We start from the raw sequence: 24,293 nt of genomic DNA on the forward strand, positions 1-24,293 counted from the left end.
ATCTTGCTAGTATACGTTACTATTGAAAATTGCTGAACCTACCTATATTTACTATTTTATACCCAGTCAGAACTCAATATGACAGAGCCGTCAGTCCGCTTTTGCCAATAAAAAAGGAATACTTATGCCTAACCCTCTTCTCAGTTTTACTGATTTGCCACCTTTTTCCCAAATCAAGCCAGAGCATGTTAAACCCGCAGTTGAGCAAGCGATTATAGATTGCCGAGCAAAAATCGAGCAAGTTTTAGCAGGTAATAGTTCACCAAGTTGGGAGAATATTGTTGAACCGATTGAGGAAGCGGATGATCGCCTAAGCCGTATTTGGTCTCCTGTGAGTCATATGAATTCTGTAGTTAACAGCGATGAGTTACGCGAAGCTTATGAAAGTTGCCTGCCCCTTTTGTCCGAATACGGGACATGGGTCGGTCAGCACAAAGATTTATTTGATGCTTATAAAGCGATCAAGGCTAGTGCCGAATTTTCTGGGCTTACTCAAGCGCAGAAAAAAACTGTGGTAGATTCTTTGCGCGATTTTGAGTTATCAGGTATTGGGTTGCTTGCTGATGAGCAGCATCGCTATGGCGAGATAAGTAAGCGTATGTCTGAGCTAGGGTCTAAGTTTTCCAACAATGTGCTTGATGCGACTATGGGATGGACAAAGCACGTAGTGGACGAACAAGATCTAGCGGGTATGCCTGAGTCTGCCCTTGCTGCGGCTAAAGCGGCTGCACAAGCTAAAGATTTGGACGGTTATCTACTCACACTAGATATTCCTTCTTACCTACCAGTGATGACCTATTGTGATAATCAGGCTTTGCGTAAAGAGTTGTATGAAGCCTATGCGACGCGCGCTTCAGATCGTGGTCCAAACGCAGGTGAATGGGACAATACAGAAGTTATCAATGAGCAGTTAAAATTACGCTATGAGATTGCGCGTATGTTGGGTTTTAATACTTTCAGTGAAAAATCTTTGGCGACAAAGATGGCGGAAAATCCTGCTCAGGTCTTGAGTTTTCTTAATGATCTTGCCAATAAAGCTAAGCCCCAAGGTGAGCGAGAAGTTGAAGAATTGCGCCAGTTTGCCAAAAGCGAATACGGTGTAGAAGATTTTGAACTGTGGGATATTACTTATTACAGTGAAAAACAAAAGCAGCATTTGTTCCAGATTTCTGATGAGGAGCTACGTCCTTATTTTCCTGAGCATAGAGCGATCAGTGGTCTCTTTGAAGTCTTAAATCGTGTGTTTGGAATGAAAGTTATAGAACGCGAAGGCGTCGAAACTTGGCATGAGTCAGTACGTTTTTTCGACATATTTGATGCAAATGACAAACTGCGCGGCAGTTTTTATCTCGACTTATATGCACGCGAACATAAGCGGGGTGGAGCTTGGATGGATGAGTGTCGTGTCCGTCGTATAAATTCACAGCAAGAATTACAATCCCCTGTTGCTTATTTGACTTGTAATTTCAGCCGTCCGGTGGGGGATAAACCTGCATTATTTACTCACAACGAAGTCGTAACGCTCTTTCATGAATTTGGCCATGGAATTCACCATATGCTGACTCAGGTTGAAACAGGAGCGGTGTCAGGGATTAATGGTGTGCCTTGGGATGCGGTCGAGCTCCCGAGTCAGTTTTTAGAAAACTGGTGTTGGGAGCAAGAGGCATTAGCATTTATCTCTGGTCATTATGAAACAGGTGAGCCGTTACCTAAAGAGATGCTCGATAAGATGTTAGCAGCGAAAAACTTCCAATCAGCGATGTTTATTTTGCGTCAATTAGAGTTTGGTCTGTTTGACTTTACGCTTCATACCCAGTTTGATCCAGACGTCGGTCCTAAGGTTCTAGAAACATTGGCTGAGGTGAAAGCTAAGGTCGCTGTTTTACCGAGTTTGGAGTGGAATAGATTCTCGCACAGCTTTAGCCATATCTTTGCTGGTGGTTATAGTGCGGGGTATTATAGCTATCTATGGGCAGAAGTGCTTTCGTCAGATGCTTTCTCTCGCTTTGAAGAAGAGGGAATATTTAACACTGAAACTGGTCAGAGCTTCCTTAGTAATATTTTAGAGATGGGAGGTAGTGAGGAACCTATGGAGCTATTTAAGCGCTTTCGTGGCCGAGAGCCACAAATTGATGCCTTGCTCCGCCACTCAGGTATTGAAGCGTAGTTTTTAATTTGGCAAACAATAACGCCCTCCAGTTGAGGGCGTTATTGTTTTTAGCACTTATTCCTGAAATTTGTTTTTGATCAGCTTGTCGGCAGAAATTGGGCCGGGGCCCCAAACCACCACCACTAATATCATTAACCCCCACAGTTGATGATCATAGAAACCTTTTTCCCATAACAGTGGATAAGAGACGACCGCAATGACATTGAATACAAATAATATCGATGCCATTGGGCGAGTTAGTAAGCCTAAAGTGAGGAAGGTGGGTAGAATTAGCTCGGCGGCAGTTCCCATATAAGCGGCTAATTCCCATGGTAAAATGGGAACCTGATATTCGTATTCAAACAAATAAAGCGTGCTATCCCATGAAGCAATTTTTGTTAGACCAGAGTTGAAAAACACCCATGCTACCCATAGCCGGAAAAATAGAAGTAGGAGAGGAACAAACAGATACTGTGCTCTGGCGACTAGTGTATCGTAGTGCTTGATTATCTTGCTTATAGACTCGGGCATAGTCGTTATCCTTACTAGTATGGTGCGAGCGTAAACCCGCTAATCAATTGGTTCTCAAGTAGTGCCTCTAGGTAGGCAAGATGTGTTTGTGGGATCCGCTCTAATGTGTGGCCTGTCCTCAGATATTCAACAAGTTCAAATGACGTTTTATCGAGTCCCATTGTCCAGCATTGGCCATCGTATTGACTAATTATGATTCCTTGCTCTGCCTGATTGATATTCAGTTGTGTAAAATTGTTAGCGCTAATGGCTAGGCGTAGTGAAAAAACAGCATATTGCGATTGAAACGTTAGGGCGCTTGGTGAAAGCTGAAATCGGACATTAGCTTGTTGCTTTACAGTGAGATTTGCTAATTGTTCTATTGGTTGTGAGTGCTTGTCTGGGTCTGTTTGAGCCAAGGTTTGAGCAGAAGCATCAACCTGCCACTCAAAACAAGCGACATCTTGGATATACGGCACTGCCTCTATAACCTTGGTGAATTTTGCTATGCTGGTTGAGAAATGTTCGCCATAGTGACTCACGTCGCCTGAATTTAGTGGACACTCGAAAATATGATGACGAGCAAGTTGGGCGAAACATTCTTCTCCCACCAAAGCATGTACCATTGGATAGGTGGCTTGAAGTACATCACTTAAACCAATTATAAAGTTGTTGCGATAGATTTGGATATATTCATCAGCAGTGAACTTATCACTGCTGATATGGCATCTATCACCAGATGTCTGATATTGAAGTGCTTGCGCAAAGCGGTGTTGTAATTCAGCAAGAGTTGGCGTCATGAAGCTTTTCTCCCTGCTGGCGTGTCGTTCTGCATCAACCTATGACTGGCTTTTTGACACTCATTTAATAAGGTTTTGGGCTCGGGAATATCTAGATCCCACTCAATTAGGGTGTGACGTTGACCGTGAAGAGCCAGCCAGTGTTCAAAAAGTGCCCACACATCTTCACACACAGGTTGGCTATGGGTATCTATCCAAATTTCACCTTTTTCAAGTTGCTTAATAGTAAATCCAGCCAAGTGAATTTCATCGACTTTATCTGCTGGGATACCCTGAATGTATTCTTTGCTATCAAAACCATGGTTAAATGCTGAGACATGGATATTATTTAGGTCAAGTAAAAGCCGACACTCTGTGCGTTTTTGTACTTCAGCAAGAAACTCCCATTCGGCAATCGTGGAGTGGGAAAATTTGACATAGCTTGATGGATTTTCAATAAGTAATGGCCGTTTAATATATTCTTGGACATCGAGTACATTGCGACAGAAAACATCCAGAGCTTCTTCAGTATAGGGTAGAGGAAGCAGGTCATTGAAGTAATGACCTCCATGTTGACTCCAGCTAAGATGATCGGAGACTAGAAAAGGCTGCGTTTCATCAATAAGCATTTTAAGCTGCTTGAGATGATGAGGGCTGACAGAGTTTACACTGCCAAGAGATAATCCTATGCCATGGCAGCTAATCTGATAGCTATCCATAAGTGTACGTAAGTGATGCCTAGCAGGGGAGTGGGGCTTAAAGTAGTTTTCACTATGTATTTCCAGCCAAGATAAGGCCGGTTTGTTGGAAATAAAATAATCGATATGGGGGGAGCGTAATCCCACCCCCACTTTGTGATGGTAGCAGTCTTTACTCACTCATCCTTCCTTTGTGAGTGGATAAGGTTAAGGCGACTTGCCACTATTTACATTAAGTCGCCCCTGATGATTAAGAGGATTGAGTGCTACCACCCACTAGCCTATCACAGAGGCCTTTGGGGACCACGACAAAGGCATCTTTCTGGTTATCTTCTTTCGAGGTGCCTGCACACGAGCTAGATTTGGTTGCACAGTCGTTCTTCCCTGCTTTTGATATGCCATAGCACTTCTCTTTTTCTGCTGCAATAGCAGGGGTCGCTGTCAATGCAGTTGCACCTAAAGCAACAAGGCTGGTTACAGCAGCAGTGATGGCAAGATTTGATTTTTTCATAGTATTTTCCTCAGACTTTTCCTTTCTCAGTGAATACCTAAGTAACCCTGCCTAAATGTCCTTTAGTCGCAGGCAAAGATATATTTAGTAAGCCAATTCATAAGCTTGATCAATTTAAAGGATAGAAAAAACATCGTAAAACTTTCAAAAAAACGTCAAAAAAAACCATGATTAATATATTAATTTAGTAAAGCATTGTTTTTAATATTGTTATTTGCATTTGTTTTTGTGGTTAATATTCTAAACTCAATATGATGTTTGGGTTATAATCACTTTTCATGTATAGATAACCAGTGACTGAACTCTAATGGACCCCTCTTTACTTCTCGATGGCCTTAATGATAAGCAACGTCAAGCGGTTGCTGCCCCACTTGAAAATTTATTGGTTCTTGCCGGAGCTGGAAGTGGTAAAACGCGCGTGTTGGTTCACCGTATTGCTTGGCTGTTGTCGGTTGAGCAAGCTTCCCCTTTCTCGATTATGTCGGTGACGTTCACCAATAAGGCCGCTGCAGAAATGCGTGGCCGTATTGAAGAATTGATGATGGGTAGTGCTTCTGGGATGTGGAACGGCACTTTCCATGGGATCTGTCACCGAATTTTACGTGCGCATTATTTAGATGCGAACTTACAGGAAGATTTCCAAATACTGGACTCGGACGATCAATATCGTTTATTACGTAGGTTGATCAAAGCGCAAAATCTAGACGAAAAGCAATGGCCTGCCAAGCAGGCAGCTTGGTGGATTAATGGTAAGAAAGATGAAGGTTTGAGACCTCATCATATAGAGAGTTATAGCGATCCTATTACTCAAACATACCAACAAATCTATGGGGCTTATCAAGAAGCATGCGACCGTGCTGGACTTGTTGACTTTGCGGAAATCTTACTAAGAACATTGGAACTTCTACGAGATAAACAAGTCATTCGTGAGCATTACCAAGCTCGATTCAAGCACATACTGGTGGATGAGTTTCAAGATACCAATAATATCCAGTATGCATGGCTGAGAATGATGGCAGGGCCAGACTCGAACGTTATGATCGTCGGTGATGACGACCAATCTATCTATGGTTGGCGTGGGGCAAAAATCGAAAATATTGAAAAATTTACCCATGAATTTCCAAGTGTTAATACGATACGTTTGGAGCAAAATTACCGTTCTACTAAAACTATCCTGCAAGCTTCAAACGCTTTAATTGCCAACAATACTGAGCGTATGGGCAAGGAATTGTGGACTGAGGGCTTAGCGGGTGAACCTATTTCGGTATATTCAGCCTACAATGATTTGGATGAAGCCCGTTTTGCAGTTAGTAAGGTTAAAGATTGGCAAGAAAAAGGCGGAACGTTGAATGATGCAGCTATGTTGTATCGTAATAATGCGCAGTCACGTGTGCTGGAAGAAGCACTGATTCAGGCAGGTTTGCCTTATCGCATCTATGGTGGAATGCGATTCTTTGAGCGTCAGGAGATCAAAGATGCGTTGAGCTATTTACGTTTGATGGCTAACCGTAATGACGATGCAGCATTTGAGAGAATAGTGAACACACCGACTCGTGGCTTGGGAGACAAAACGCTAGAGACATTACGTTTAGTGGCCAGAGATAGAGGTTGTACTATGTGGGATGCTAGTGTCGCTTTGTTAGAAGAAAAAGTGCTTACGGGCAGGGCTGCTTCGGCGCTTGGGCGTTTTGTCGAGCTGATTAATGCTTTGGAAGACGATACTTGTGAAATGTCACTTCATACTCAAACAGACCATGCAATCAAATACACTGGTTTATATGCCATGTATGAGCAGGAAAAAGGTGAGAAGTCTAAAGCTCGTATCGAAAACTTAGAGGAGCTAGTAACAGCGACTCGTCAGTTTGAAAAACCCGAGGAGGCAGAAGAAATGACCTTATTGACGGCATTTCTTACTCATGCTGCATTGGAGGCTGGTGAGGGGCAAGCCGATGAATTTGATGATGCGGTACAGTTAATGACTTTGCACAGCGCCAAAGGGCTAGAGTTTCCACTGGTTTTTATGGTCGGTGTTGAAGAAGGCATGTTCCCTAGCCAAATGTCTGTTGAAGAGGCTGGTCGGCTAGAAGAGGAACGCCGTTTGTGTTATGTGGGCATGACACGGGCCATGCAAAAGCTCTATATTACTTATGCTGAAATGCGTCGTTTATATGGTCAAGATAAGTTCCATAAACCATCGCGGTTTATTCGTGAATTGCCGGAAACCTGTGTGGATGAAATTCGGATGAAGGCTCAGGTGAGCCGTCCTACTAGTTCAGGCAGGTTCAGTTCTAAAATAGTGAAAGAAAGCTTTAATGAAACTGGCTTTAGTTTGGGGGCACGTGTCAAGCATCCAAAATTTGGAGAAGGGACCATTATCAATTTTGAGGGTAGTGGCCATCAAGGTCGTGTGCAGGTTGCCTTTAACGGCGAGGGTATCAAATGGCTGGTCACGGCATACGCTAAACTAGAGCAATTGTAATATTAAAAGAAAAACCCCGAGGGCTTTCGCCCATCGGGGTTATAGTCTTACTCGCAGCAATCCAGCTACTAGAGGTGCTCCATGCATCAAATCCTTGATAGTATGCTGATTTCCTTCAGCCCAGTCCATTCATCGCCATCCTAGCGGTGTCCATGACCCTATCCTGGTCCACTAACTATCCTAGTTAGCTCGCGTCGCCTATTCCTTAAGCGGTATCCATTTCCTTTCCCTAGTAGTAACCATCCTAGTTACTATTATGAGTCCGTTCAATGTCCAATTTGCTATCCATGCCGACTGCTCATCGTAAGTAGCCGAATCTTCATCCTGAAGATAACCAATTCCTTGGTGCTTCCTGTTCCGTGTCAGTATCCTTCCGACAAGGTTCATATTACGATGCCCAAAATATTCCTCAAGGTTAACTTGTCCATTCTCTGTTAATGAAAAATGGTCAAAAATGGAGCAAACTCTTTCCTAACAGCTAGTTATATTGCTCTAATTTTAATAATCTCATTAAAAAATAGATGTTAGCGCACCATCTTGTAAGAAATATCTCACAAGGTGGTGGGCAAATTATTGCTAATGGCCGATTGCTGTTCCTTCGCGTCTTGGGTCAGCGGCTCCCTCTAATTGGTGGGGATTTATTAAGATGGCATGAAGGCCGGAATTTAAGTCACCAACATTAACATCAAAGCCCATCCTTTCTAGATCTGATTGCATCTTCTCTGCCGAGGTGCCTTGTTCAATATCAAGCGTGCCAAAACGGTTCAATATATGAGGTTGATTAATTGCTTGTTGAATATCCATGCCCCACTGTGTATGAGCAATAATGGCTTGAGCAACATAACCAATAATGCGACTTCCGCCTGGGGAACCAATGGCCATATAGGGTTTGCCATTTTCCATTATTATGGTGGGAGCCATAGAGGATCGAGGGCGCTTACCGGGTTCGAGGCGATTAGCGATAGGGTTGCCATCACTGTGGGTGCTGAATGAGAAATCGGTTAACTCATTATTGAGTATAAAACCGTTAGTCATGAGACGTGAACCAAAGGCATTTTCGACTGAAGCTGTCATGGATACTACATTTCCGTCTTTATCGACAATATTGAAGTGACTTGTCGAGGGGAGTTCAATGGATTCATCAGGGCTTTGTTGACGTGCGTAGTTCCAAGGCGGAGAGCCCGCTGATGCTCTTTCTAATGCTTTCCCGGGCGTTATTAATTGGGCGCGTTTTTTTAGATATTCTGTATCAACTAAACCTTGGGTTGGCATAGGGACAAAGTCTTCATCTGCCATATACATACCCCGGTCAGCAAATGCTAAAAGGGATGCATCAGCAATGACTTGCCAGGATTTAGCATTGTTTGGTCCCCATCCTTTTAGGTCAAATTCTTCAGACATGGTTAATATCTGATTGACTGTTAGCGCGCCAGACGCTGGTGGGCCCATACCGCAAACCTCGTAGCTCTGGTAAGAGGAACAGACAGGTTGGCGCTGCTTCACTTTATAAGTTTCAAAGTCTTCTTTGGCAAGAACTCCTGGATTCCCTTGCGCTGATTTGACTGTATTGACAATATCTGCTGCAATTTTACCTTTGTAGAAGGCGTCTGCTCCTTTTTTTGCAATAGTAGCCAGTGTCTCCGCATATGCTGGATTTTTTAGCACGGCACCATGTTTTTTCGCTGAGCCGTCAGGGTTAAAAAAATACGCTCTTGTTTCGGAGAAGCGAGAGAGGCGCTTGGCATCTTTAGCAATTAAAGTCGCAAGTCTTGGGCTGATAGAAAAACCATCCAATGCTACTTTAATTACAGGTTCAAATAGTTGTTCCCACTTTAACTTTCCATATTTTTGGTGTGTTTCCCACATCAGCTTCACTACGCCAGGAGTTCCGACAGAGCGCCCGCCGACTACAGCGTCATAAAATTTCAGTGGCTTGCCATTTTCATCTTGGAATAGTTGGGGTGTGGCCGCGAGAGGTGCGGTTTCTCTGCCATCATAAGTGGTAAGTTTCTTTTTCTTTGCATCCCAATACACAAGAAAAGCACCACCACCTATCCCTGATGACTGTGGTTCGACTAGACCTAACATAAGCTGAGTGGTGATCATGGCATCGATGGCATTACCACCTTGTTTGATAATGTCAGCGCCAGCTTGAGTCGCGAGTGGGTTCGCAGCCGTTACCATCCAGTCTTTCGATTTAACCAGTTGCTTTTGTTCTAAACCACTACTTTCTTCGGGAGCAACAGAGTCCGCTGCTTGATCAGCAATTGCAGAAATAGAGGTGAATAATAGACATGTCGCTAAAAATGGGTGTTTCCACTGCATCTTGTACTCCTTGTTAACTATGCGGTGACAGAGTGGCAGTGGAACAGTTTAGAGTCTAAGGATTTGTTATAAAAATGTAACCTTGAATCAATTTTTTATAAAATTAACATTAAACCAGAGATGGACTGCCAAAGAATGCTAGTACCTATCACTGTGAAAATCACCCCGCATAACCCATCAATATAACAGGTCATCGCCTGCACTTTGCCTTGCATGCGTTTGGTTGATAGTGCCCAGGCAAGCAATGAAAACCATACTAGAGATAGCCCCCATAATATGATGAGTGCCATTCCTTTGCCTGCAAGAGACATATCAGCTGGAACTAAGCTGGACATCAGGCTAATAAAAAATACCAGTGCCTTGGGATTGAGTATATTGGTTGATAAGCCTTGAGAGAATGCTTGGCGTTTATTGTTAAGTAGTACTCTTTTGGTTACTTGCTTCGGGCGAGGTTCGGTATCGTTTTTTGCTCTCCAACATCCATTGAGAGCACTGTAACCAAGATAGACTAAGTAGCTACCGCCGATTAATTGTAATCCAGCAAATAGGTCTGGCTGTTGGTGAACCAGATAGCTAATCCCAGTCAGGCTTAAAATAGAATGAAGGAGTATGCCAAATGAAAGTCCTAACGCTATATACAGTCCTGTTTGGCGTCCGTAGCGTGCAGCATTTTGGACCACTAGAGCAAAATCAGGTCCGGGGCTCATTAGGGCGATAAAGTGAACACTGGCCAGTGTTGTTAGGATGGTGATTTCGTTCATTGTGATACTCATTGATTAATATGAGCTCATTTTGCCTTGATGATAATAGCAATGATTGTAAATTATTAACACTGAAGCTTAGAAGGTGAAATGCCATAAGTTGACTTAAAGGCTTTGCTAAAATGTGCTTGGTCATAAAAACCAACCTGGTGTGCAACTTCGGTGCCACATACGCCAGTTTTAAGCAGTTTTAAACCATGCTCAAGTCTTAAGCGACTAAGCCAAGCGTACGGTGTTAAGCCCATCCTGGCTTTAAAATGGCGCTGAAACTGAGTGGGGCTGAGTCGGCATAACTGAGATAAATCTTCAAGCCTTACAGGTTGCGCTAAGTTTTCCAGTAAATACTCTTTTAGTGTTGAAATTGATTGATTTCCAAGTGGCACGACGTTTTTTCCCCGTACCGCACCATAATGACTAAATAACTGTTCAAAACCTTCATAAGGCAAACAGTCTTTTGCCAGCTGGCTTAGGTCATTTTTGCTCAGTGATTGATGGAGTTTAACGAGATGGATGAATAAGCCTGAATCAGAAACCACGAATTGGTTAAATTGAACTTGGTCACTGTCATTCTTGAGTTCGGCAAGCTCACTAAACCATTTGGGCTCAATAGAAAATACTCTAACTTGATAGCCATTGTCATGAATTGATCTCCCGTCATGCAGTTCATCGGGTGGCATGATGACGATTTGACCATGGCCAACGGTATGATTTGTGCCTTGATAGCAAAACTTTTGTTGACCATTCGTGACTAAACCAATGTGAAAGTCGAGATGGTAGTGCCTCCGAAAGGCGAACTTTTGATAGTGGGCTTGAATCAGGCCTATCTTTTCATTTTGTGTTGTGAGGTAACTTACCTTATCCATGATGACGGCCTGTGTGAAATTTAACCGATTTTATGTTTATTTTTATCATTTGTCTTGTAAAAAAAGATCACTATGATGATTCAACTCCGGTGAAATTTAAGGTTTCGTTACGTGTGAGCGTTTATTGTTTGTTAGTCCATCAAAGCTGAAGACTACTAAAGCACCCCAGATAAATGCAAAGGTAATGGCTTTATCAGTGGTAAAAATTTCACCGTATACTAGGACAGCAAGCATAAACATTAGGCTGGGGCCGATATATTGGAAAAAACCTAGAGTTGACAGCTTGAGCCTAGTTGCAGCACCAGTGAAACACAGTAGGGGCAGTGTGGTGACTATCCCTGCAGCGATCATTAGTATATTTAAAGTTAATGAGTTGAGTGCAAAATCAGAAGTAGGAGAATCTGCAATCCATAACAGATAAATGGCCGCTGCGGGTAGCATGACTAGGGTTTCAATAAATAGTCCTGTTTGAGCATCTAGGCTAACCTTTTTGCGCAGTAGTCCATATATACCAAAGGTGAAAGCGAGTGCAATGGCGACCATGGGTACTGATCCAAAGGCGATCAACTGAACAGCGACACCGCAAGTCGCTAATGCGACTGCAAACCATTGTAACTTGCGCAGGCGCTCTCCTAAAAATAACATCCCAAGTACCACATTGAGTAAGGGGTTGATGTAATACCCTAGACTGGCATCCAACATATGGTTGGAGTTGACTGCCCAGATAAAAATCAACCAATTAACACCAACCAGCAAAGCCGTAGAAATTAAATACAACATTTTATTCTTGGAGCGGCTTACATCTCTTACACCACGCCAGCGACGACCGATGTGCAGTAAGACAGTAAGAAGAACGAATGACCAAACGACGCGATGACTAAGGATTTCTAGCGGTGAAACTTGGCTGATAGCTTTAAAGTAAATAGGGGCAATGCCCCACATGGTATACGCACCGATGGCGAGAAGAACGCCTTGCCTTGATTGTTGCTCTGTTGTCATTGATGTTCATCCAACTACTGATTCTTATCATAGTAATCATTCAGTATACGAGTGGTAGTGTTTATCATCTAGTGTTGGATTAACTTTTGCACTGATTTGTTCGCAATTTGCAGTTTTATTCGTATCCGAACACTACTACAATGTGCGCTTTACATTTCGCTATATTTCCCAACTGAGACTTCAATGACCGCGACGCTGTTTGCTCAACAATCTGATCCAGCAATCACACCTGAAAAGGTATTAGAGGATGTGTTTGGTTATAAATCATTTCGTGATGGTCAAAGTGAGGTCATTGATGCCGTCGCCGAAGGTCAAGATTGCATTGTCATTATGCCGACAGGGGGAGGTAAGTCACTTTGTTATCAAATTCCAGCCTTGGTGCGTGAAGGGCTAACTCTGGTGATTTCACCATTGATTTCATTGATGAAAGACCAAGTCGATCAGCTGAAAGCCAATGGGGTAGTGGCGGAATGTATTAATTCGACTATGCCACGGGAAGAGTTGATTAATGTCTATAACAGGATGCATTCTGGTGAACTAAAGTTGGTGTATGCCTCGCCTGAGAGAGTGCTGATGCGTGATTTTGTTGAACGACTTGGAACGCTGTCATTGTCGATGATTGCTGTTGATGAGGCGCATTGCATCTCCCAATGGGGGCACGATTTTAGACCAGAATACGCTTTGTTGGGGCAATTAAAACAGCAATTTCCTCATGTGCCATTTATGGCTCTTACCGCGACAGCCGATGAGGCAACTCGCAATGACATTACGCATAGATTGCAACTTCAAGAGCCTCATATTTATTTGGGTAGTTTTGATCGCCCTAATATTCGCTACACCTTGATAGAAAAGCACAAACCTATTTCACAGATTATTCGCTTCGTCGCAGGACAAAAAAACCAGTGTGGCATCATTTATTGTGGTAGCCGTAAAAAAGTAGAAATGGTGACCGAAAAACTGTGTAACAACCATGTTCGTGCTGCGAGCTATCATGCTGGTTTGGACACTGATGAGCGAGCCTATGTTCAGGAGGCTTTTCAGCGTGACGATATACAAATAGTGGTGGCTACAGTGGCTTTTGGTATGGGCATCAATAAGCCTAATGTACGTTTCGTCGTTCATTTTGATGTTCCGCGTAATATTGAGTCTTACTATCAGGAAACTGGACGAGCTGGACGAGATGGTTTGCCAGCAGAGGCTATGATGCTGTATGACCCTGCAGATATGAGCTGGTTGAGAAGGATGTTGGATGAAAAAGACGAGGGTTCGCAAAAACAAGTTGAAAGTCATAAGTTAAATGCGATGAGTGCTTTTGCTGAAGCGCAGACATGCCGACGGCAAGTGTTGCTCAACTATTTTGGTGAATACAGTGATAAGCCCTGTGGGAATTGTGATATCTGCCTTGATCCACCTAAACATTTTGATGCAACCGAACAAGCGCGTAAAGCAATATCTTGTGCCTACCGAGTGAATCAGAATTTCGGTATCAGCTATGTCGTTGAAGTGTTACGTGGTATGCAGAATATTCGAATTCGAGAAAATGGACATGATAAACTGTCGACCTATGGTATAGGTCGTGAAAATAGTCATGACTATTGGGTCAGCATTTTTCGTCAATTAATACATAAAGGTATGTTGTCGCAAAACATTACTCGTAATTCGACTCTTCAATTGACTGAAGAGGCTCGTCCGCTATTGCGTGGTGATATGAACTTAGAGTTGGCTGTTCCAAGGCTTGATACTGCCGCGAGAACGGCTAAATCAGAGAAGCTGACGAGTAAGAATTACGACAAGAAGTTATTTGCTAAATTGCGAAAATTGCGTAAATCGATTGCTGATGAAGATGGATTGCCTCCATACGTTGTATTTAGCGATGCGACATTAATTGACATGGCAGAAATATTACCCACGTCATACGGTGAAATGTTAGCTGTTAATGGTGTTGGTCAGCGTAAGTTGGAGAAATATGCCGATCCATTTTTAGATTTAATCCAGGAGCATGTGTCTTACCATGGCTGACATAAAAAATGAATTTGGCCTACTGGAATATCAGCAGCAACAAGGGCGACTTATTCTTCGAGTGCCGAGTTTTGACTTCGATAGCTTCCCTTTGATGGGAGAGCGTTTATTGAAGCAGCTTTCTGCAACTTTGATTGAAAAACAGTGGGATGCAGATATTCATTCTTGGTTAATTGACTTTGAAGGTTGTCAATTATTGCTAAAGTCTGAGCATTATAGTGAGAGTGTGTGGTTGGAAGCTTTAGTTATTCAAGATAGTAAAGAAGAATTGGATTATCTTGCTAGCCTATTTCGGTATGGTTTCTAAATCTGCTCAACAAAGCTTTTGCTAACTATTGCAGCATAAAGTGGTTAATGTATAATCCCTCGCCGCGATAATTATCAAGTTGAATATCTGTAAACATTAATTTAGCAGCAGCTATTTTTATTTTTTGGAGGTGTTTGATTGGATAATTGCTGGCGTTGATTGTTAACATTATTGGTAAGAGCCCATAAGTAGTGGGTTCAATTTGGGTTCCCTCACCCCAAAATCAAATTAAAAAGGTATCTTATGAGTAGTTTTTCTCTAGCTCAGCAGCGTAAAGCGCTACTTCTGTTGGTTTTATTTCATCTAGCTATTATTGCTTCCAGTAATTATTTGGTTCAGCTTCCATTTACCGTTTATGGCTTTCATACTACTTGGGGAGCATTTACTTTCCCATTTATTTTCCTAGCTACCGATCTAACGGTACGTATTTTTGGTGCTCAGTTAGCACGTAAGATTATTGGCTTAGTAATGCTGCCGGCTCTTGCGGTTTCTTATGGATTATCTGTACTTTTCTTTGAAGGGCAGTTTCAAGGTCTTGCCCATTTGGGTGAATTTAATTTGTTTGTTGCCCGTATTGCGATTGCCAGCTTTATGGCGTATCTACTTGGACAAATATTGGATATCCATGTCTTTAATCGCCTGCGTCAGATGAGGCAGTGGTGGGTAGCGCCTACCTGTTCAACGTTACTGGGTAATGCTCTCGATACAGTCGCTTTTTTCTTGATAGCCTTTTATCAAAGTCCTGATCCTTTTATGGCTGAGCACTGGGTGGAAATTGCATTGGTAGACTACGGCTTTAAATTGGTTATCAGCTTAGGGTTATTTGTACCTATATACGGCGTTTTATTGAACGTCTTAGTAAAGAAAATTACTGCTGTTCGGCCTGAGTTTAGAGTCGTGGGTGCGAGCTAATAAGTGGAAAGTGGAGGGCCCAGCCATATTGTGCTGGGCTTTTTTATTTTTAGTCAGTGATAATAGTTAGTGGCCAGTTGAGATCGCTTTGCCTATTGGCTTCCATTTCGAGTTCAGTAGTGGTCAGGGGGTTAACCTTGCACCATTGTGAAGATAGCGTAATCGATATTTTATCTTCTCGTGACTTAAGTGAAATACTAGGTTCTAAGTCGGGGTTGCGTCGATGTGAAAGTAAGATCGATAAACGCAGTAAGCGTAGTATGCGCCTTGCGCTACTATCTGACACAGCATGCTGCTGTGGTATAGAAGTCAGATTATCACGGTAGCGGCGTATTATTTCGCTGAGGAGTTGTTTTTGAGCACGAGTATAACCTGGTAAGTCCAAGTGCTTTAACAAATAAGCACCATGCTCTCCACCCTTTTTGAAATCAATGGTTAGGCCGATTTCATGTAACCTTGCGGCCGTTTCTAGGATTGCGATTCCTTGGGCCTCGGGGATCCAGTTTTTCTCACATTGACTCAGTAATTTATGGGCCAAATTAGCGACCTGTTCACCGTATGCCATATCCAGTTGGTAACGACTTTGTACACTGGCTATGGTGCGAGCTTGAATATTATCCTGCTTGAGCTCATCAACCATTTCATACACTAAACCTTCGCGTAATGCCCCGCCAGATAGTGTCATGGAGTCAATATTAAGTAACTCAAAGATGGCGATAAGAATCGAAAGCCCACTTGGGAAAACTAGCGCTCGTTCTAATGTGAGGCCTTCAATTTCTAGTTCTTCTAAATGATTTGTCAGCATGGCCTGTTTTTGAAGGCGCTTGAGCTTAGTATGAGTGATAACTTCATCCATACCTTGTGCGAGCATAATTTCTTGTAATGCTTGTACCGTGCCTGAGGCTCCGACACATACATCCCAGCCAATTTTTGTATATTGCTTTAATACAGGTTTTAGCCTTTCTTTCGCTGCTGTTATAGCGCTCTCAAAGTTTTCTGCAGAAAGTTGACGGTCTTTAAAGTGATTTTCTAACCAAGTTACGCAGCCCATTTTCAAACTATTGAGCACCTTAGCTTCAAAACCTTGTCCAATTATTAGCTCGGTACTGGCTCCGCCAATATCAACGACTAAGCGGCGTCCACAGCCACCAGAAGTGTGGGCAACACCTTTATATATAGTGGCGGCTTCTTCTTCTCCATCAATAACATCAATTTGATAACCAAGTATTTGACTAGCTTGATTAAGAAAAACGTCTGCATTAGTTGCGGTTCGCAGAGTTGCGGTAGCGACAATGCGAATATTTTGTTGGTGAATGTCTTGAAGGCGTTCAGAAAAAAGATTCAGGCAGTCCCATCCCCTATGCATGGCTTCTTGGCTCAAACGGTTGTTTTCGTCTAACCCTGCCGCTAGACGTACTTTACGTTTAATTTTTGCCATAGTTTGTATGCTGCCATTTATATGACGCACAACCAGCATATGAAAACTGTTCGACCCTAGGTCAATGGCTGCATAAAGTGGGGATGAAGCTTCTGATCTCATAGACGGCCCTAAGAATCTTTATTTTGATGCTGACGAGAGCGATTATTTGAACGGCGATGGTTTGAGCGTGAACCGCCTGTATTAGTACGGCGTTGTTGTGACCGATTTGAACGCATGCGAAGTGGCTCAGGTAGATCTTGGATCAAAGCTGATGCATCATATTCAGAAACTGGGATCGTGTGATCTATGTATTCTTCGATTGCAGGGAGGTTGATGGCATATGCTTCGCAGGCGAAGCTGATCGAATGGCCACTTTCACCAGCACGACCAGTTCGGCCAATTCGATGAACATAATCTTCGCAATCGTCAGGTAAATCATAATTAAACACATGAGTTACCAGAGGAATATGAAGTCCTCTCGCCGCTACGTCAGTTGCTACAAGTAGATCAACTTCCCCACGTGTGAATTGGTCAAGAATTCTCTCACGCTTCTTCTGTGGTACATCACCAGTAAGCAACCCTACTCGATGCTGATCAGCAGCAAGGTGTCCCCAGATAGATTCACATTTGTGCTTGGTGTTAGCAAATACTATGGCGCGCTCAGGCCAGTCTTCTTCAATCAGTGTTTGTAGAAGTGGCATTTTATCTTCATTTGATGGATAGAAGAGTTCTTCTTGAATACGATGCCCTGTTTTTTGTTCTGGCTCCGCTGCCAGATGTTCAGGATTCTGCATATGTTCAAAAGCGAGTTCTTGTACTCGGTAAGATAGGGTTGCTGAAAACAGCATATTAAGGCGTTCTTTAGGCTCGGGCATTCCACGGAATAGAAAGCGTATATCTTTTATAAAGCCAAGATCAAACATTCGATCGGCTTCATCGAGGACAACAACCTGAATGTTCCTAAGATTAAACACGCGTTGCTTATAGAAATCGATAATACGACCTGTGGTACCGATAAGTATGTCAACGCCCTGTTCAAGCTTGGACAGTTGTTTATCGTAACTTTCGCCGCCATAAGCCAGTGCAGCCTTGATACCTGTAGTTGCAATCAAGGATTCGGCATCGTTGTATATCTGAATAGCAAGCTCTCGAGTCGGAGCCATGATGATAGCTCGCGGTTGTGTTGCCTTACGTCCTTCATGCTCAGGGGTATTGAGTAAGTGGTGGAAAGTAGCAGTCAGAAAAGCTAGAGTTTTTCCTGTTCCAGTTTGAGCCTGACCTGCAATGTCTTGGCCGGTGAGCAGTACCGGCAACGCCAAAGCTTGAATAGGGGTACAAAATTCGAACCCTTTTTTATCCAAACCTTCAATGACTTGGGGGTGTATACCCAAATCGGCGAATTTTTGCTCTGTGATGTGCGTCTTTTTCATAGCTATAGAATATCAGCTTAAGCTTGCAATACGAAGGTAAATACATTCCAATAGGGCATCTAAATACTGGTTATCATCTAACCAAGCTTAAAAAACACATTGGAGTGTAAGATGAGTGATAAGATTTTGCAGCTAACTGATGGCGATTTTGAAAATGATGTGATCAATGCTGCAGGCCCAGTTCTTGTTGATTTTTGGGCAGAATGGTGTGGTCCATGCAAAATGATTGCCCCTATTTTGGACGAAATCGCAGACGAGTACGCAGGCAAACTCACTATCGGTAAACTAAATATCGACCAGAATGCAGGTACTCCACCCAAATTTGGTATTCGTGGTATTCCGACTTTATTACTATTTAAGGATGGCGGAGTAGCAGCAACTAAAGTGGGTGCGTTGTCTAAAACTCAGCTTAAAGAGTTTTTAGACGCAAACCTTTAAGCGGTTCCTGCGATGAGACCGTGCATTGTAACTGATGCACGGTTTTGATTTTGAATATCAACAAAATCTAGACTAGGCTAGTATTTAGTGTTAGATTATTGCACGTTAAATAAACAAGTTTCTCTTCTTGGTCGATCCTGTGACCAAATTCATCTTAACTAAAAAACAGATCCTATTTTGACTAAACAAGTATCCACCACCATGAATCTAACAGAACTTAAGAATAGACCTGTGTCTGATCTTGTAAAACTAGGCGAAAGCTTGGGCCTTGAAAACCTAGCTCGTTTGAGAAAACAAGACATCATATTTGCCATCCTAAAAGCTCACGCGAAAAGCGGTGAAGATATATTTGGCGACGGGGTTCTGGAAATACTTCAAGACGGCTTTGGCTTTTTGCGCAGTGCAGATAGTTCATACTTGGCAGGCCCTGATGATATTTATGTATCCCCAAGTCAGATCCGTCGTTTTAACTTACGCACTGGTGATTCAATCGCTGGTAAGATTCGTCCACCCAAGGATGGTGAGCGTTACTTTGCTTTATTAAAAGTCAACACGGTTAATGATGACAAGCCAGACAACGCACGTAACAAAATTCTGTTTGAAAACCTAACCCCTTTGCATGCCAATGAGCGTATGGTGATGGAACGTGGTAATGGCTCTACGGAAGATATTACAGCACGTGTTCTAGATCTTGCTTCACCTATCGGTAAAGGCCAGCGCGGATTGATAGTCGCTCCGCCAAAAGCTGGTAAGACAATGTTACTGCAAAATATCGCTCAGAGCATTGCTCATAATCATCCTGAATGTGAACTCATGGTGCTTCTAATTGATGAGCGCCCAGAAGAAGTTACTGAAATGCAGCGTTTGGTGAAAGGTGAAGTTATTGCTTCCACTTTTGATGAACCTGCATCACGTCACGTTCAAGTTGCAGAGATGGTGATTGAAAAAGCTAAGCGTCTTGTTGAGCATAAGAAAAATGTAATTATCTTGCTAGACTCTATTACTCGTTTGGCTCGTGCATACAATACGGTAGTTCCTTCATCTGGCAAAGTCTTGACGGGTGGTGTTGATGCCAATGCGTTGCATCGACCTAAGCGCTTTTTCGGTGCGGCTCGTAATGTTGAAGAAGGCGGTAGTCTAACGATTATTGCAACAGCCTTAGTAGATACTGGCTCTAAGATGGATGAGGTGATCTACGAGGAATTCAAAGGCACTGGTAATATGGAGTTGCATTTGAATCGTAAGATCGCGGAAAAGCGAGTATTCCCTGCTATTGATTTTAATCGCAGTGGTACCCGTCGCGAAGAACTTCTTACCAAGACTGATGAGCTACAGAAAATGTGGATTCTGCGTAAAATTGTTCATCCTATGGGAGAAATTGACGCAATGGAATTTCTCATTGACAAGCTTGCGATGACTAAAACCAATGATGAATTTTTTGATGCGATGCGGCGTCAATAATAGTTAGTGATCTTAAACGCCATCGACATTGTCGGTGGCGTTTTTGTTTGCATTCTCGTTTGATAAGTCGCACAATGAGGGAGAATGTTAAGAGGAGGTTAACATGCAACAAGGAATGTTGTCTTCGGTTCTCCTGTGTTCATCTTTATTTATTGGAGCTCCTAGTGCATTTGCAACGGAAATGCAGCCCAAACAAGTCGAGCTATTAATTGATAATCAACAGATTAATCAAAAGGTGGCTGAATTGCTTCAATCTGCCATCCAAGGTAATACCGACTCACTCAATTTCGCTCTTGAAAGAATGGCACTCCCGCAACAAGAGGTTGCCAGATATCTACTTTTAAAGAAAATGGAAGCTCAGAATGTTCCTTTAACGCCTCGTATATCTTTGTTTATCAAACAGCAGAAAAATATGGCTCCCGTCTATCAGATATTGGAGCGCGGTGAAGGGTATGAATTTTCAATTCCAGCCTTTAACTACCCAGCGATCGCTAGTCGTATACTCAAACGGTGGAAGCAAGATACTTTAGCACTAGATTTTGTGCTTCAAGCAGAGCGAGGAGAGCTAAGTTTGAAGTACTGGTTATCTGGTGACGAATATCAACTTCAAGTGAGGGAAGCTTTATTTTTGCGTGAGCTAGGTAATTTATCTTCGGAAGCCGTTGAAGGTTTAGTATCCCAATTGACCGATGAGACTGTCACCAGTTGGCTCCCTTCCTCCCAGATTATGGTTCACTTAGCACAGGCAAGTAGCAGTTCAGAAGTCTATAAACTGTTGTGGCAGATGAGAGCGGATTATCATAGTCAAGTTGAGTTAAGTAGATTGGCGGAGGTTGGTGATGAGTTTTCTATTACGCAGATTATGAATGCATCTTTTAACCCCAGCCTAAAAGAACAAGCCATTAAGGAATTGGCTCGTATTAAGCCAATGACAGAGAATGTAAAAGAGTTTTTAGTGGCTAGAATGACGTTGCACGATGAAGCGTCTTTGGTCGCGACTGAACTAGCCAACCAAGGTTATTCACCTTGGCTTAAGGAGCTTGCTAATCGTAACCCTCAAGTTCGAAGTCATGCGATTTTAAATGCCTTATCACAATAGTATTAACCTTATTAAAAAGAGGGATCACCACATCCCTCTTTTTGTTATACTGCCTCCAATTTAATCAAGCCACAACATATCTATGATTTTAAGGGATTTACGCGATTTTATTGTTTACCTTGAACAGGAAGGAAAGCTCAAACGTATTACTGAACCTGTCGATCCACACTATGAAATGACAGAGATTAGTGACCGTACCTTGCGTGCTGGTGGGCCTGCTTTACTGTTTGAAAATCCGATTGGTTACAATATTCCCGTACTAACAAACCTTTTTGGTACCGCTGAGAGGGTGGCAATGGGTATGGGAAGAAAAGATGTTATGGATTTGCGTGATGTGGGTAAATTGCTGGCTTATTTAAAAGAACCAGAGCCTCCAAAAGGCTTTAAAGATGCCCTGCAAAAAATTCCCGTTTTTAGGCAGGCTCTTAATATGCCAGTGAAAAGATTACGTAACGCGAAATGTCAGCAAGTAATTTGGCAAGGTGATGAGGTTGATCTTGATAAGATTCCAGTGATGAGTTGCTGGCCAGATGATGTAGCACCTTTATTAACTTGGGGATTGACTATTACCCAAGGGCCACTAAAAAAACGACAAAATCTTGGTATTTATCGCCAGCAAAAACTTAGTAAGAACAAAGTAATTATGCGTTGGCTAGCACATCGTGGTGGAGCGCTTGATCTTAAAGATTGGGTGTTATCGAACCCAGGTGAGCTCTTCCCTGTTTCTGTGGCTTTTGGTGCTGATCCTGCCACCATCTTGGGTGCAGTGACTCCAGTACCTGATACTCTATCGGAGTACGCATTTGCTGGCTTGTTGCGTGGAAGTAAAACTGAGGTTGTGAAGTCTATTAGTAACAATCTGGATGTTCCTGCGAGTGCAGAAATTGTGCTTGAGGGGTACATAGACCCCAATGAATATGCAGATGAAGGCCCGTATGGAGACCATACTGGTTACTACAATGAAAAAGAAAAGCATCATGTATTTACCGTTACCCACATTACTATGCGTAAAGAACCAATATATCATAGTACTTATACTGGTAGACCCCCTGATGAGCCTGCGGTATTAGGAGTAGCATTAAACGAAGTTTTTGTCCCTATTTTACAAAAGCAATTTCCTGAAATTGTGGATTTTTATCTGCCACCTGAAGGTTGCTCCTACCGTATGGCTGTAGTAACAATGAAGAAGCAATACCCAGGACATGCAAAGCGCGTGATGATGGGTGTGTGGTCTTTCCTTCGTCAATTTATGTATACCAAATTTGTTCTTGTCTGTGATGAAGGTGTTAATGCGCGCTGTTGGGATGATGTAGTAAATGCTATGTGTGAGCATATGGACCCTGTCGCAGATTCGTTAATAATAGAAAACACTCCAATAGACTCGCTTGATTTTGCCTCCCCTGTTGTTGGGTTAGGTTCAAAAATGGGGCTGGATGCAACCGTCAAATGGGATGCTGAGAATTCTGGCTGCTCAGAGTTACAATCTTCAGCACAAGAAGTCATTACACAAAAACAGTTATTTCAACTACGAGAAGCTTTCCCTGAAATCGTAGACATTGAGATGCCCAATTCTGGTGGTGTAAGTCGCTTTGTGATTGTTTCCATGCATAAGACACATGCGATGCAATCTCAAACTGTCCTCAATGGAGTATGGAAATTCCTTCAACAATATACGGATGCTAAGTTTGTCATTCTTTGTGATAATGATGTTAATGTTCGTGATTGGAACGATATTATATGGGCCATTACAACTAGAATGGATCCAGCCCGCGACACGTCACTTGTTGAAGCGCAAAATGGGCTCAGTTCAAAATTAGGCTTAGATGCAACTAAAAAATTTGCAGGCGAGGTTCAGCGAGAGTGGGGTATTCCAATTCAGAAGGATCTTAGCTTGGTAGCGCAGGTTGATAAAAAATGGAGTAAGCTCGGTATATTGTGATGATTATTTTATCATTAAATTTCTATTTTGTGAGTACTGATATACAAGCGTGAGCCAGTATAAAAAATAAAAATGGCGTGTAAATTGTTAGATCTATGCGCAGAGTAATTTAGAAGCCTACTTAGATAAGTAGGTTAGAGGAATGTTATGACTATCCAATGCAAAGTAAAGTCTATTGAGCCTTTAGCTTGTAATACCTATCGAATTCTTTTACATCCAGAAACCCCTGTAGAATTTAAAGCTGGGCAATATTTAACAGTGGTGATGGGGGAAAAAGATAAACGTCCGTTTTCTATAGCAAGTAGTCCTTGTCGTCATCAAGGTGAGTTAGAGCTTCATATTGGTGCCGCTGAACACAATGCGTATGCGATCGAAGTGGTCGATGAGATGAAAAAAGCACGGGATAATGACGCGGAAATTAATATTGAAGCTCCTCATGGTGAAGCTTGGCTTAGAGAAGACAATGAACGACCACTACTTTTAATTGCTGGAGGAACCGGCTTTAGTTATGTACGTTCAATTTTAGATCATTGCATTGCGCAAAATAGAGCGAATAATATCTATCTCTATTGGGGGGCTCGTGATGAGTGCCAATTATACGCAATGGAAGAGCTTAATGACATTGCAAGTAAGTATGTAAATATTCAATTTGTTCCAGTTGTCGAGCAAGCCGATCCTAACTGGACAGGCAGACTAGGAAATGTCTTAACTGCAATTGGTGAAGATTTTGAATCCCTAGCTAACTATGATATCTACATTGCAGGCCGTTTTGAAATGGCAGGAGCAGCGCGAGAGCAATTTACCCAAAATAAAGGAGTAAAGAGAGAGCGGATTTTTGCTGATGCTTATGCTTTTATTTAGTGTTGAACTATTTTTGAGCATGAATATGAGGTTTTTGCCTTCTTTTCTATAGTTTTGATGGTAAATCAATCGAACGAATCATTTTGTCCATTTTTACGCAAATAAATGCTTGCGTGACAGCTATATCTCCCTATAATGCGCATCCACTGACACGGCATTAGCCACGGCGGTTTTAGCCAGAGTCAGTGAGGTAGAAAATAGCAATAAAAATTAATTTAAAAAAGTGTTTGACTCTTTAGATTATATCGCTAGAATTCACCTCCGCTTTGAGAAGTTAATACATCAAAGCAACGCTCTTTAACAATATAAACCTATCAATCTGTGTGGGCACTC

At 42.4% G+C, this 24,293-nt stretch carries 20 protein-coding genes; 10 read left to right on the forward strand and 10 right to left on the reverse strand.

Features of this window, described 5'->3' with window-relative positions:
- Window positions 1-124: 124 nt before the first annotated feature.
- Complete coding sequence (gene prlC / locus KO511_RS07780) at window positions 125-2,167, forward strand: oligopeptidase A (RefSeq protein ID WP_215986884.1); 2,043 nt, start codon at window positions 125-127, stop codon at window positions 2,165-2,167.
- A gap of 57 nt (window positions 2,168-2,224) precedes the next feature.
- Here prlC and KO511_RS07785 read toward each other — a convergent pair whose 3' ends face one another.
- The 4 genes from KO511_RS07785 to KO511_RS07800 form a co-directional block, all read right to left on the reverse strand.
- Complete coding sequence (locus KO511_RS07785) at window positions 2,225-2,680, reverse strand: DoxX family protein (RefSeq protein ID WP_215986885.1); 456 nt, start codon at window positions 2,678-2,680, stop codon at window positions 2,225-2,227.
- A 14-nt stretch (window positions 2,681-2,694) separates the two neighbouring features.
- A complete protein-coding gene (locus tag KO511_RS07790) occupies window positions 2,695-3,459 on the reverse strand; it encodes an HvfC/BufC N-terminal domain-containing protein (RefSeq protein WP_215986886.1) in 765 nt (254 codons plus the stop codon).
- Entirely contained in the window at window positions 3,456-4,316 is an 861-nt protein-coding gene (gene bufB / locus KO511_RS07795; RefSeq protein WP_215986887.1) for an MNIO family bufferin maturase, read from the reverse strand. The genes KO511_RS07790 and bufB overlap by 4 nt, the downstream gene beginning before the upstream one ends.
- Window positions 4,317-4,386: 70 nt before the next feature.
- The gene (locus KO511_RS07800; protein WP_215986888.1) at window positions 4,387-4,647 is read right to left on the reverse strand and encodes a BufA1 family periplasmic bufferin-type metallophore; all 261 of its coding nucleotides are present in this window, start codon (window positions 4,645-4,647) and stop codon (window positions 4,387-4,389) included.
- A gap of 307 nt (window positions 4,648-4,954) precedes the next feature.
- Here KO511_RS07800 and uvrD point away from each other — a divergent pair, with 307 nt between their 5' ends.
- On the forward strand, window positions 4,955-7,126 hold the full coding sequence (gene uvrD / locus KO511_RS07805; RefSeq protein ID WP_215986889.1) for a DNA helicase II: 2,172 nt from the start codon (window positions 4,955-4,957) through the stop codon (window positions 7,124-7,126).
- Between the two features lie 576 nt (window positions 7,127-7,702).
- Here the strand turns inward: uvrD and ggt are convergent.
- The 4 genes from ggt to rarD all read right to left on the reverse strand — a co-directional run bounded on the left by ggt (window position 7,703) and on the right by rarD (window position 12,074).
- Window positions 7,703-9,451 (reverse strand): gamma-glutamyltransferase, encoded by a 1,749-nt coding sequence (gene ggt / locus KO511_RS07810; protein ID WP_215986890.1) that lies wholly within the window; start codon window positions 9,449-9,451, stop codon window positions 7,703-7,705.
- Window positions 9,452-9,546: 95 nt separating this feature from the next.
- Entirely contained in the window at window positions 9,547-10,212 is a 666-nt protein-coding gene (locus tag KO511_RS07815; protein ID WP_215986891.1) for a LysE family translocator, read from the reverse strand.
- 65 nt (window positions 10,213-10,277) lie between these two features.
- On the reverse strand, window positions 10,278-11,075 hold the full coding sequence (locus tag KO511_RS07820; RefSeq protein WP_215986892.1) for an AraC family transcriptional regulator: 798 nt from the start codon (window positions 11,073-11,075) through the stop codon (window positions 10,278-10,280).
- Window positions 11,076-11,171: 96 nt separating this feature from the next.
- Window positions 11,172-12,074 carry an EamA family transporter RarD gene (gene rarD, locus KO511_RS07825; protein WP_215986893.1) on the reverse strand — a complete coding sequence of 301 codons (903 nt, stop codon included), beginning with the start codon at window positions 12,072-12,074 and terminating at the stop codon, window positions 11,172-11,174.
- A 183-nt stretch (window positions 12,075-12,257) separates the two neighbouring features.
- Between rarD and recQ the strand changes: the two genes are divergently transcribed.
- The 3 genes from recQ (at window position 12,258) to KO511_RS07840 (ending at window position 15,312) form a co-directional block, all read left to right on the forward strand.
- A complete protein-coding gene (gene recQ / locus KO511_RS07830; protein WP_215986894.1) occupies window positions 12,258-14,093 on the forward strand; it encodes an ATP-dependent DNA helicase RecQ in 1,836 nt (611 codons plus the stop codon).
- A gap of 1 nt (window position 14,094) precedes the next feature.
- On the forward strand, window positions 14,095-14,400 hold the full coding sequence (locus KO511_RS07835) for a DUF3630 family protein (RefSeq protein WP_215986903.1): 306 nt from the start codon (window positions 14,095-14,097) through the stop codon (window positions 14,398-14,400).
- Window positions 14,401-14,643: 243 nt separating this feature from the next.
- Window positions 14,644-15,312 (forward strand): 7-cyano-7-deazaguanine/7-aminomethyl-7-deazaguanine transporter, encoded by a 669-nt coding sequence (locus KO511_RS07840; protein WP_215986895.1) that lies wholly within the window; start codon window positions 14,644-14,646, stop codon window positions 15,310-15,312.
- Between the two features lie 49 nt (window positions 15,313-15,361).
- Here KO511_RS07840 and gppA read toward each other — a convergent pair whose 3' ends face one another.
- Both gppA and rhlB read right to left on the reverse strand, forming a co-directional pair.
- Window positions 15,362-16,852: a guanosine-5'-triphosphate,3'-diphosphate diphosphatase gene (gppA, locus tag KO511_RS07845; protein WP_215986896.1), complete on the reverse strand. Its 1,491-nt coding sequence runs from the start codon at window positions 16,850-16,852 to the stop codon at window positions 15,362-15,364.
- 8 nt (window positions 16,853-16,860) lie between these two features.
- Window positions 16,861-18,162, reverse strand: coding sequence for an ATP-dependent RNA helicase RhlB (gene rhlB, locus KO511_RS07850; protein WP_215986897.1), 1,302 nt, complete (start codon window positions 18,160-18,162; stop codon window positions 16,861-16,863).
- A gap of 111 nt (window positions 18,163-18,273) precedes the next feature.
- On the opposite strand from rhlB, the gene trxA reads away from it, so the two are divergent.
- The 5 genes from trxA to fre all read left to right on the forward strand — a co-directional run bounded on the left by trxA (window position 18,274) and on the right by fre (window position 23,960).
- Window positions 18,274-18,600, forward strand: a complete 327-nt coding sequence (trxA, locus tag KO511_RS07855; protein WP_215986898.1) for a thioredoxin TrxA — start codon at window positions 18,274-18,276, stop codon at window positions 18,598-18,600.
- Window positions 18,601-18,801: 201 nt separating this feature from the next.
- Window positions 18,802-20,061 carry a transcription termination factor Rho gene (rho, locus tag KO511_RS07860; protein ID WP_215986904.1) on the forward strand — a complete coding sequence of 420 codons (1,260 nt, stop codon included), beginning with the start codon at window positions 18,802-18,804 and terminating at the stop codon, window positions 20,059-20,061.
- A gap of 103 nt (window positions 20,062-20,164) precedes the next feature.
- Window positions 20,165-21,160, forward strand: coding sequence for a hypothetical protein (locus KO511_RS07865; protein WP_215986899.1), 996 nt, complete (start codon window positions 20,165-20,167; stop codon window positions 21,158-21,160).
- Window positions 21,161-21,242: 82 nt separating this feature from the next.
- On the forward strand, window positions 21,243-23,099 hold the full coding sequence (gene ubiD / locus KO511_RS07870) for a 4-hydroxy-3-polyprenylbenzoate decarboxylase (RefSeq protein WP_215986900.1): 1,857 nt from the start codon (window positions 21,243-21,245) through the stop codon (window positions 23,097-23,099).
- A 147-nt stretch (window positions 23,100-23,246) separates the two neighbouring features.
- Window positions 23,247-23,960: an NAD(P)H-flavin reductase gene (gene fre / locus KO511_RS07875; RefSeq protein WP_215986901.1), complete on the forward strand. Its 714-nt coding sequence runs from the start codon at window positions 23,247-23,249 to the stop codon at window positions 23,958-23,960.
- Window positions 23,961-24,293 lie beyond the last annotated feature (333 nt).

The organism is Vibrio hepatarius, assembly GCF_018860525.1.
GTDB lineage: Bacteria > Pseudomonadota > Gammaproteobacteria > Enterobacterales > Vibrionaceae > Vibrio > Vibrio hepatarius_B.

Excerpts from the sequence above, each read along its gene's own strand:
- gppA (WP_215986896.1), bottom strand. The coding sequence starts at position 16,852 with ATGAGATCAGAAGCTTCATCCCCACTTTATGCAGCCATTGACCTAGGG.
- KO511_RS07840 (WP_215986895.1), top strand. The coding sequence starts at position 14,644 with ATGAGTAGTTTTTCTCTAGCTCAGCAGCGTAAAGCGCTACTTCTGTTG.
- rarD (WP_215986893.1), bottom strand. The coding sequence starts at position 12,074 with ATGACAACAGAGCAACAATCAAGGCAAGGCGTTCTTCTCGCCATCGGT.
- ubiD (WP_215986900.1), top strand. The coding sequence starts at position 21,243 with ATGATTTTAAGGGATTTACGCGATTTTATTGTTTACCTTGAACAGGAA.
- recQ (WP_215986894.1), top strand. The coding sequence starts at position 12,258 with ATGACCGCGACGCTGTTTGCTCAACAATCTGATCCAGCAATCACACCT.
- fre (WP_215986901.1), top strand. The coding sequence starts at position 23,247 with ATGACTATCCAATGCAAAGTAAAGTCTATTGAGCCTTTAGCTTGTAAT.
- rho (WP_215986904.1), top strand. The coding sequence starts at position 18,802 with ATGAATCTAACAGAACTTAAGAATAGACCTGTGTCTGATCTTGTAAAA.
- KO511_RS07820 (WP_215986892.1), bottom strand. The coding sequence starts at position 11,075 with ATGGATAAGGTAAGTTACCTCACAACACAAAATGAAAAGATAGGCCTG.
- rhlB (WP_215986897.1), bottom strand. The coding sequence starts at position 18,162 with ATGAAAAAGACGCACATCACAGAGCAAAAATTCGCCGATTTGGGTATA.
- KO511_RS07865 (WP_215986899.1), top strand. The coding sequence starts at position 20,165 with ATGCAACAAGGAATGTTGTCTTCGGTTCTCCTGTGTTCATCTTTATTT.
- uvrD (WP_215986889.1), top strand. The coding sequence starts at position 4,955 with ATGGACCCCTCTTTACTTCTCGATGGCCTTAATGATAAGCAACGTCAA.
- KO511_RS07815 (WP_215986891.1), bottom strand. The coding sequence starts at position 10,212 with ATGAACGAAATCACCATCCTAACAACACTGGCCAGTGTTCACTTTATC.
- trxA (WP_215986898.1), top strand. The coding sequence starts at position 18,274 with ATGAGTGATAAGATTTTGCAGCTAACTGATGGCGATTTTGAAAATGAT.
- prlC (WP_215986884.1), top strand. The coding sequence starts at position 125 with ATGCCTAACCCTCTTCTCAGTTTTACTGATTTGCCACCTTTTTCCCAA.
- KO511_RS07790 (WP_215986886.1), bottom strand. The coding sequence starts at position 3,459 with ATGACGCCAACTCTTGCTGAATTACAACACCGCTTTGCGCAAGCACTT.
- KO511_RS07785 (WP_215986885.1), bottom strand. The coding sequence starts at position 2,680 with ATGCCCGAGTCTATAAGCAAGATAATCAAGCACTACGATACACTAGTC.
- ggt (WP_215986890.1), bottom strand. The coding sequence starts at position 9,451 with ATGCAGTGGAAACACCCATTTTTAGCGACATGTCTATTATTCACCTCT.
- KO511_RS07800 (WP_215986888.1), bottom strand. The coding sequence starts at position 4,647 with ATGAAAAAATCAAATCTTGCCATCACTGCTGCTGTAACCAGCCTTGTT.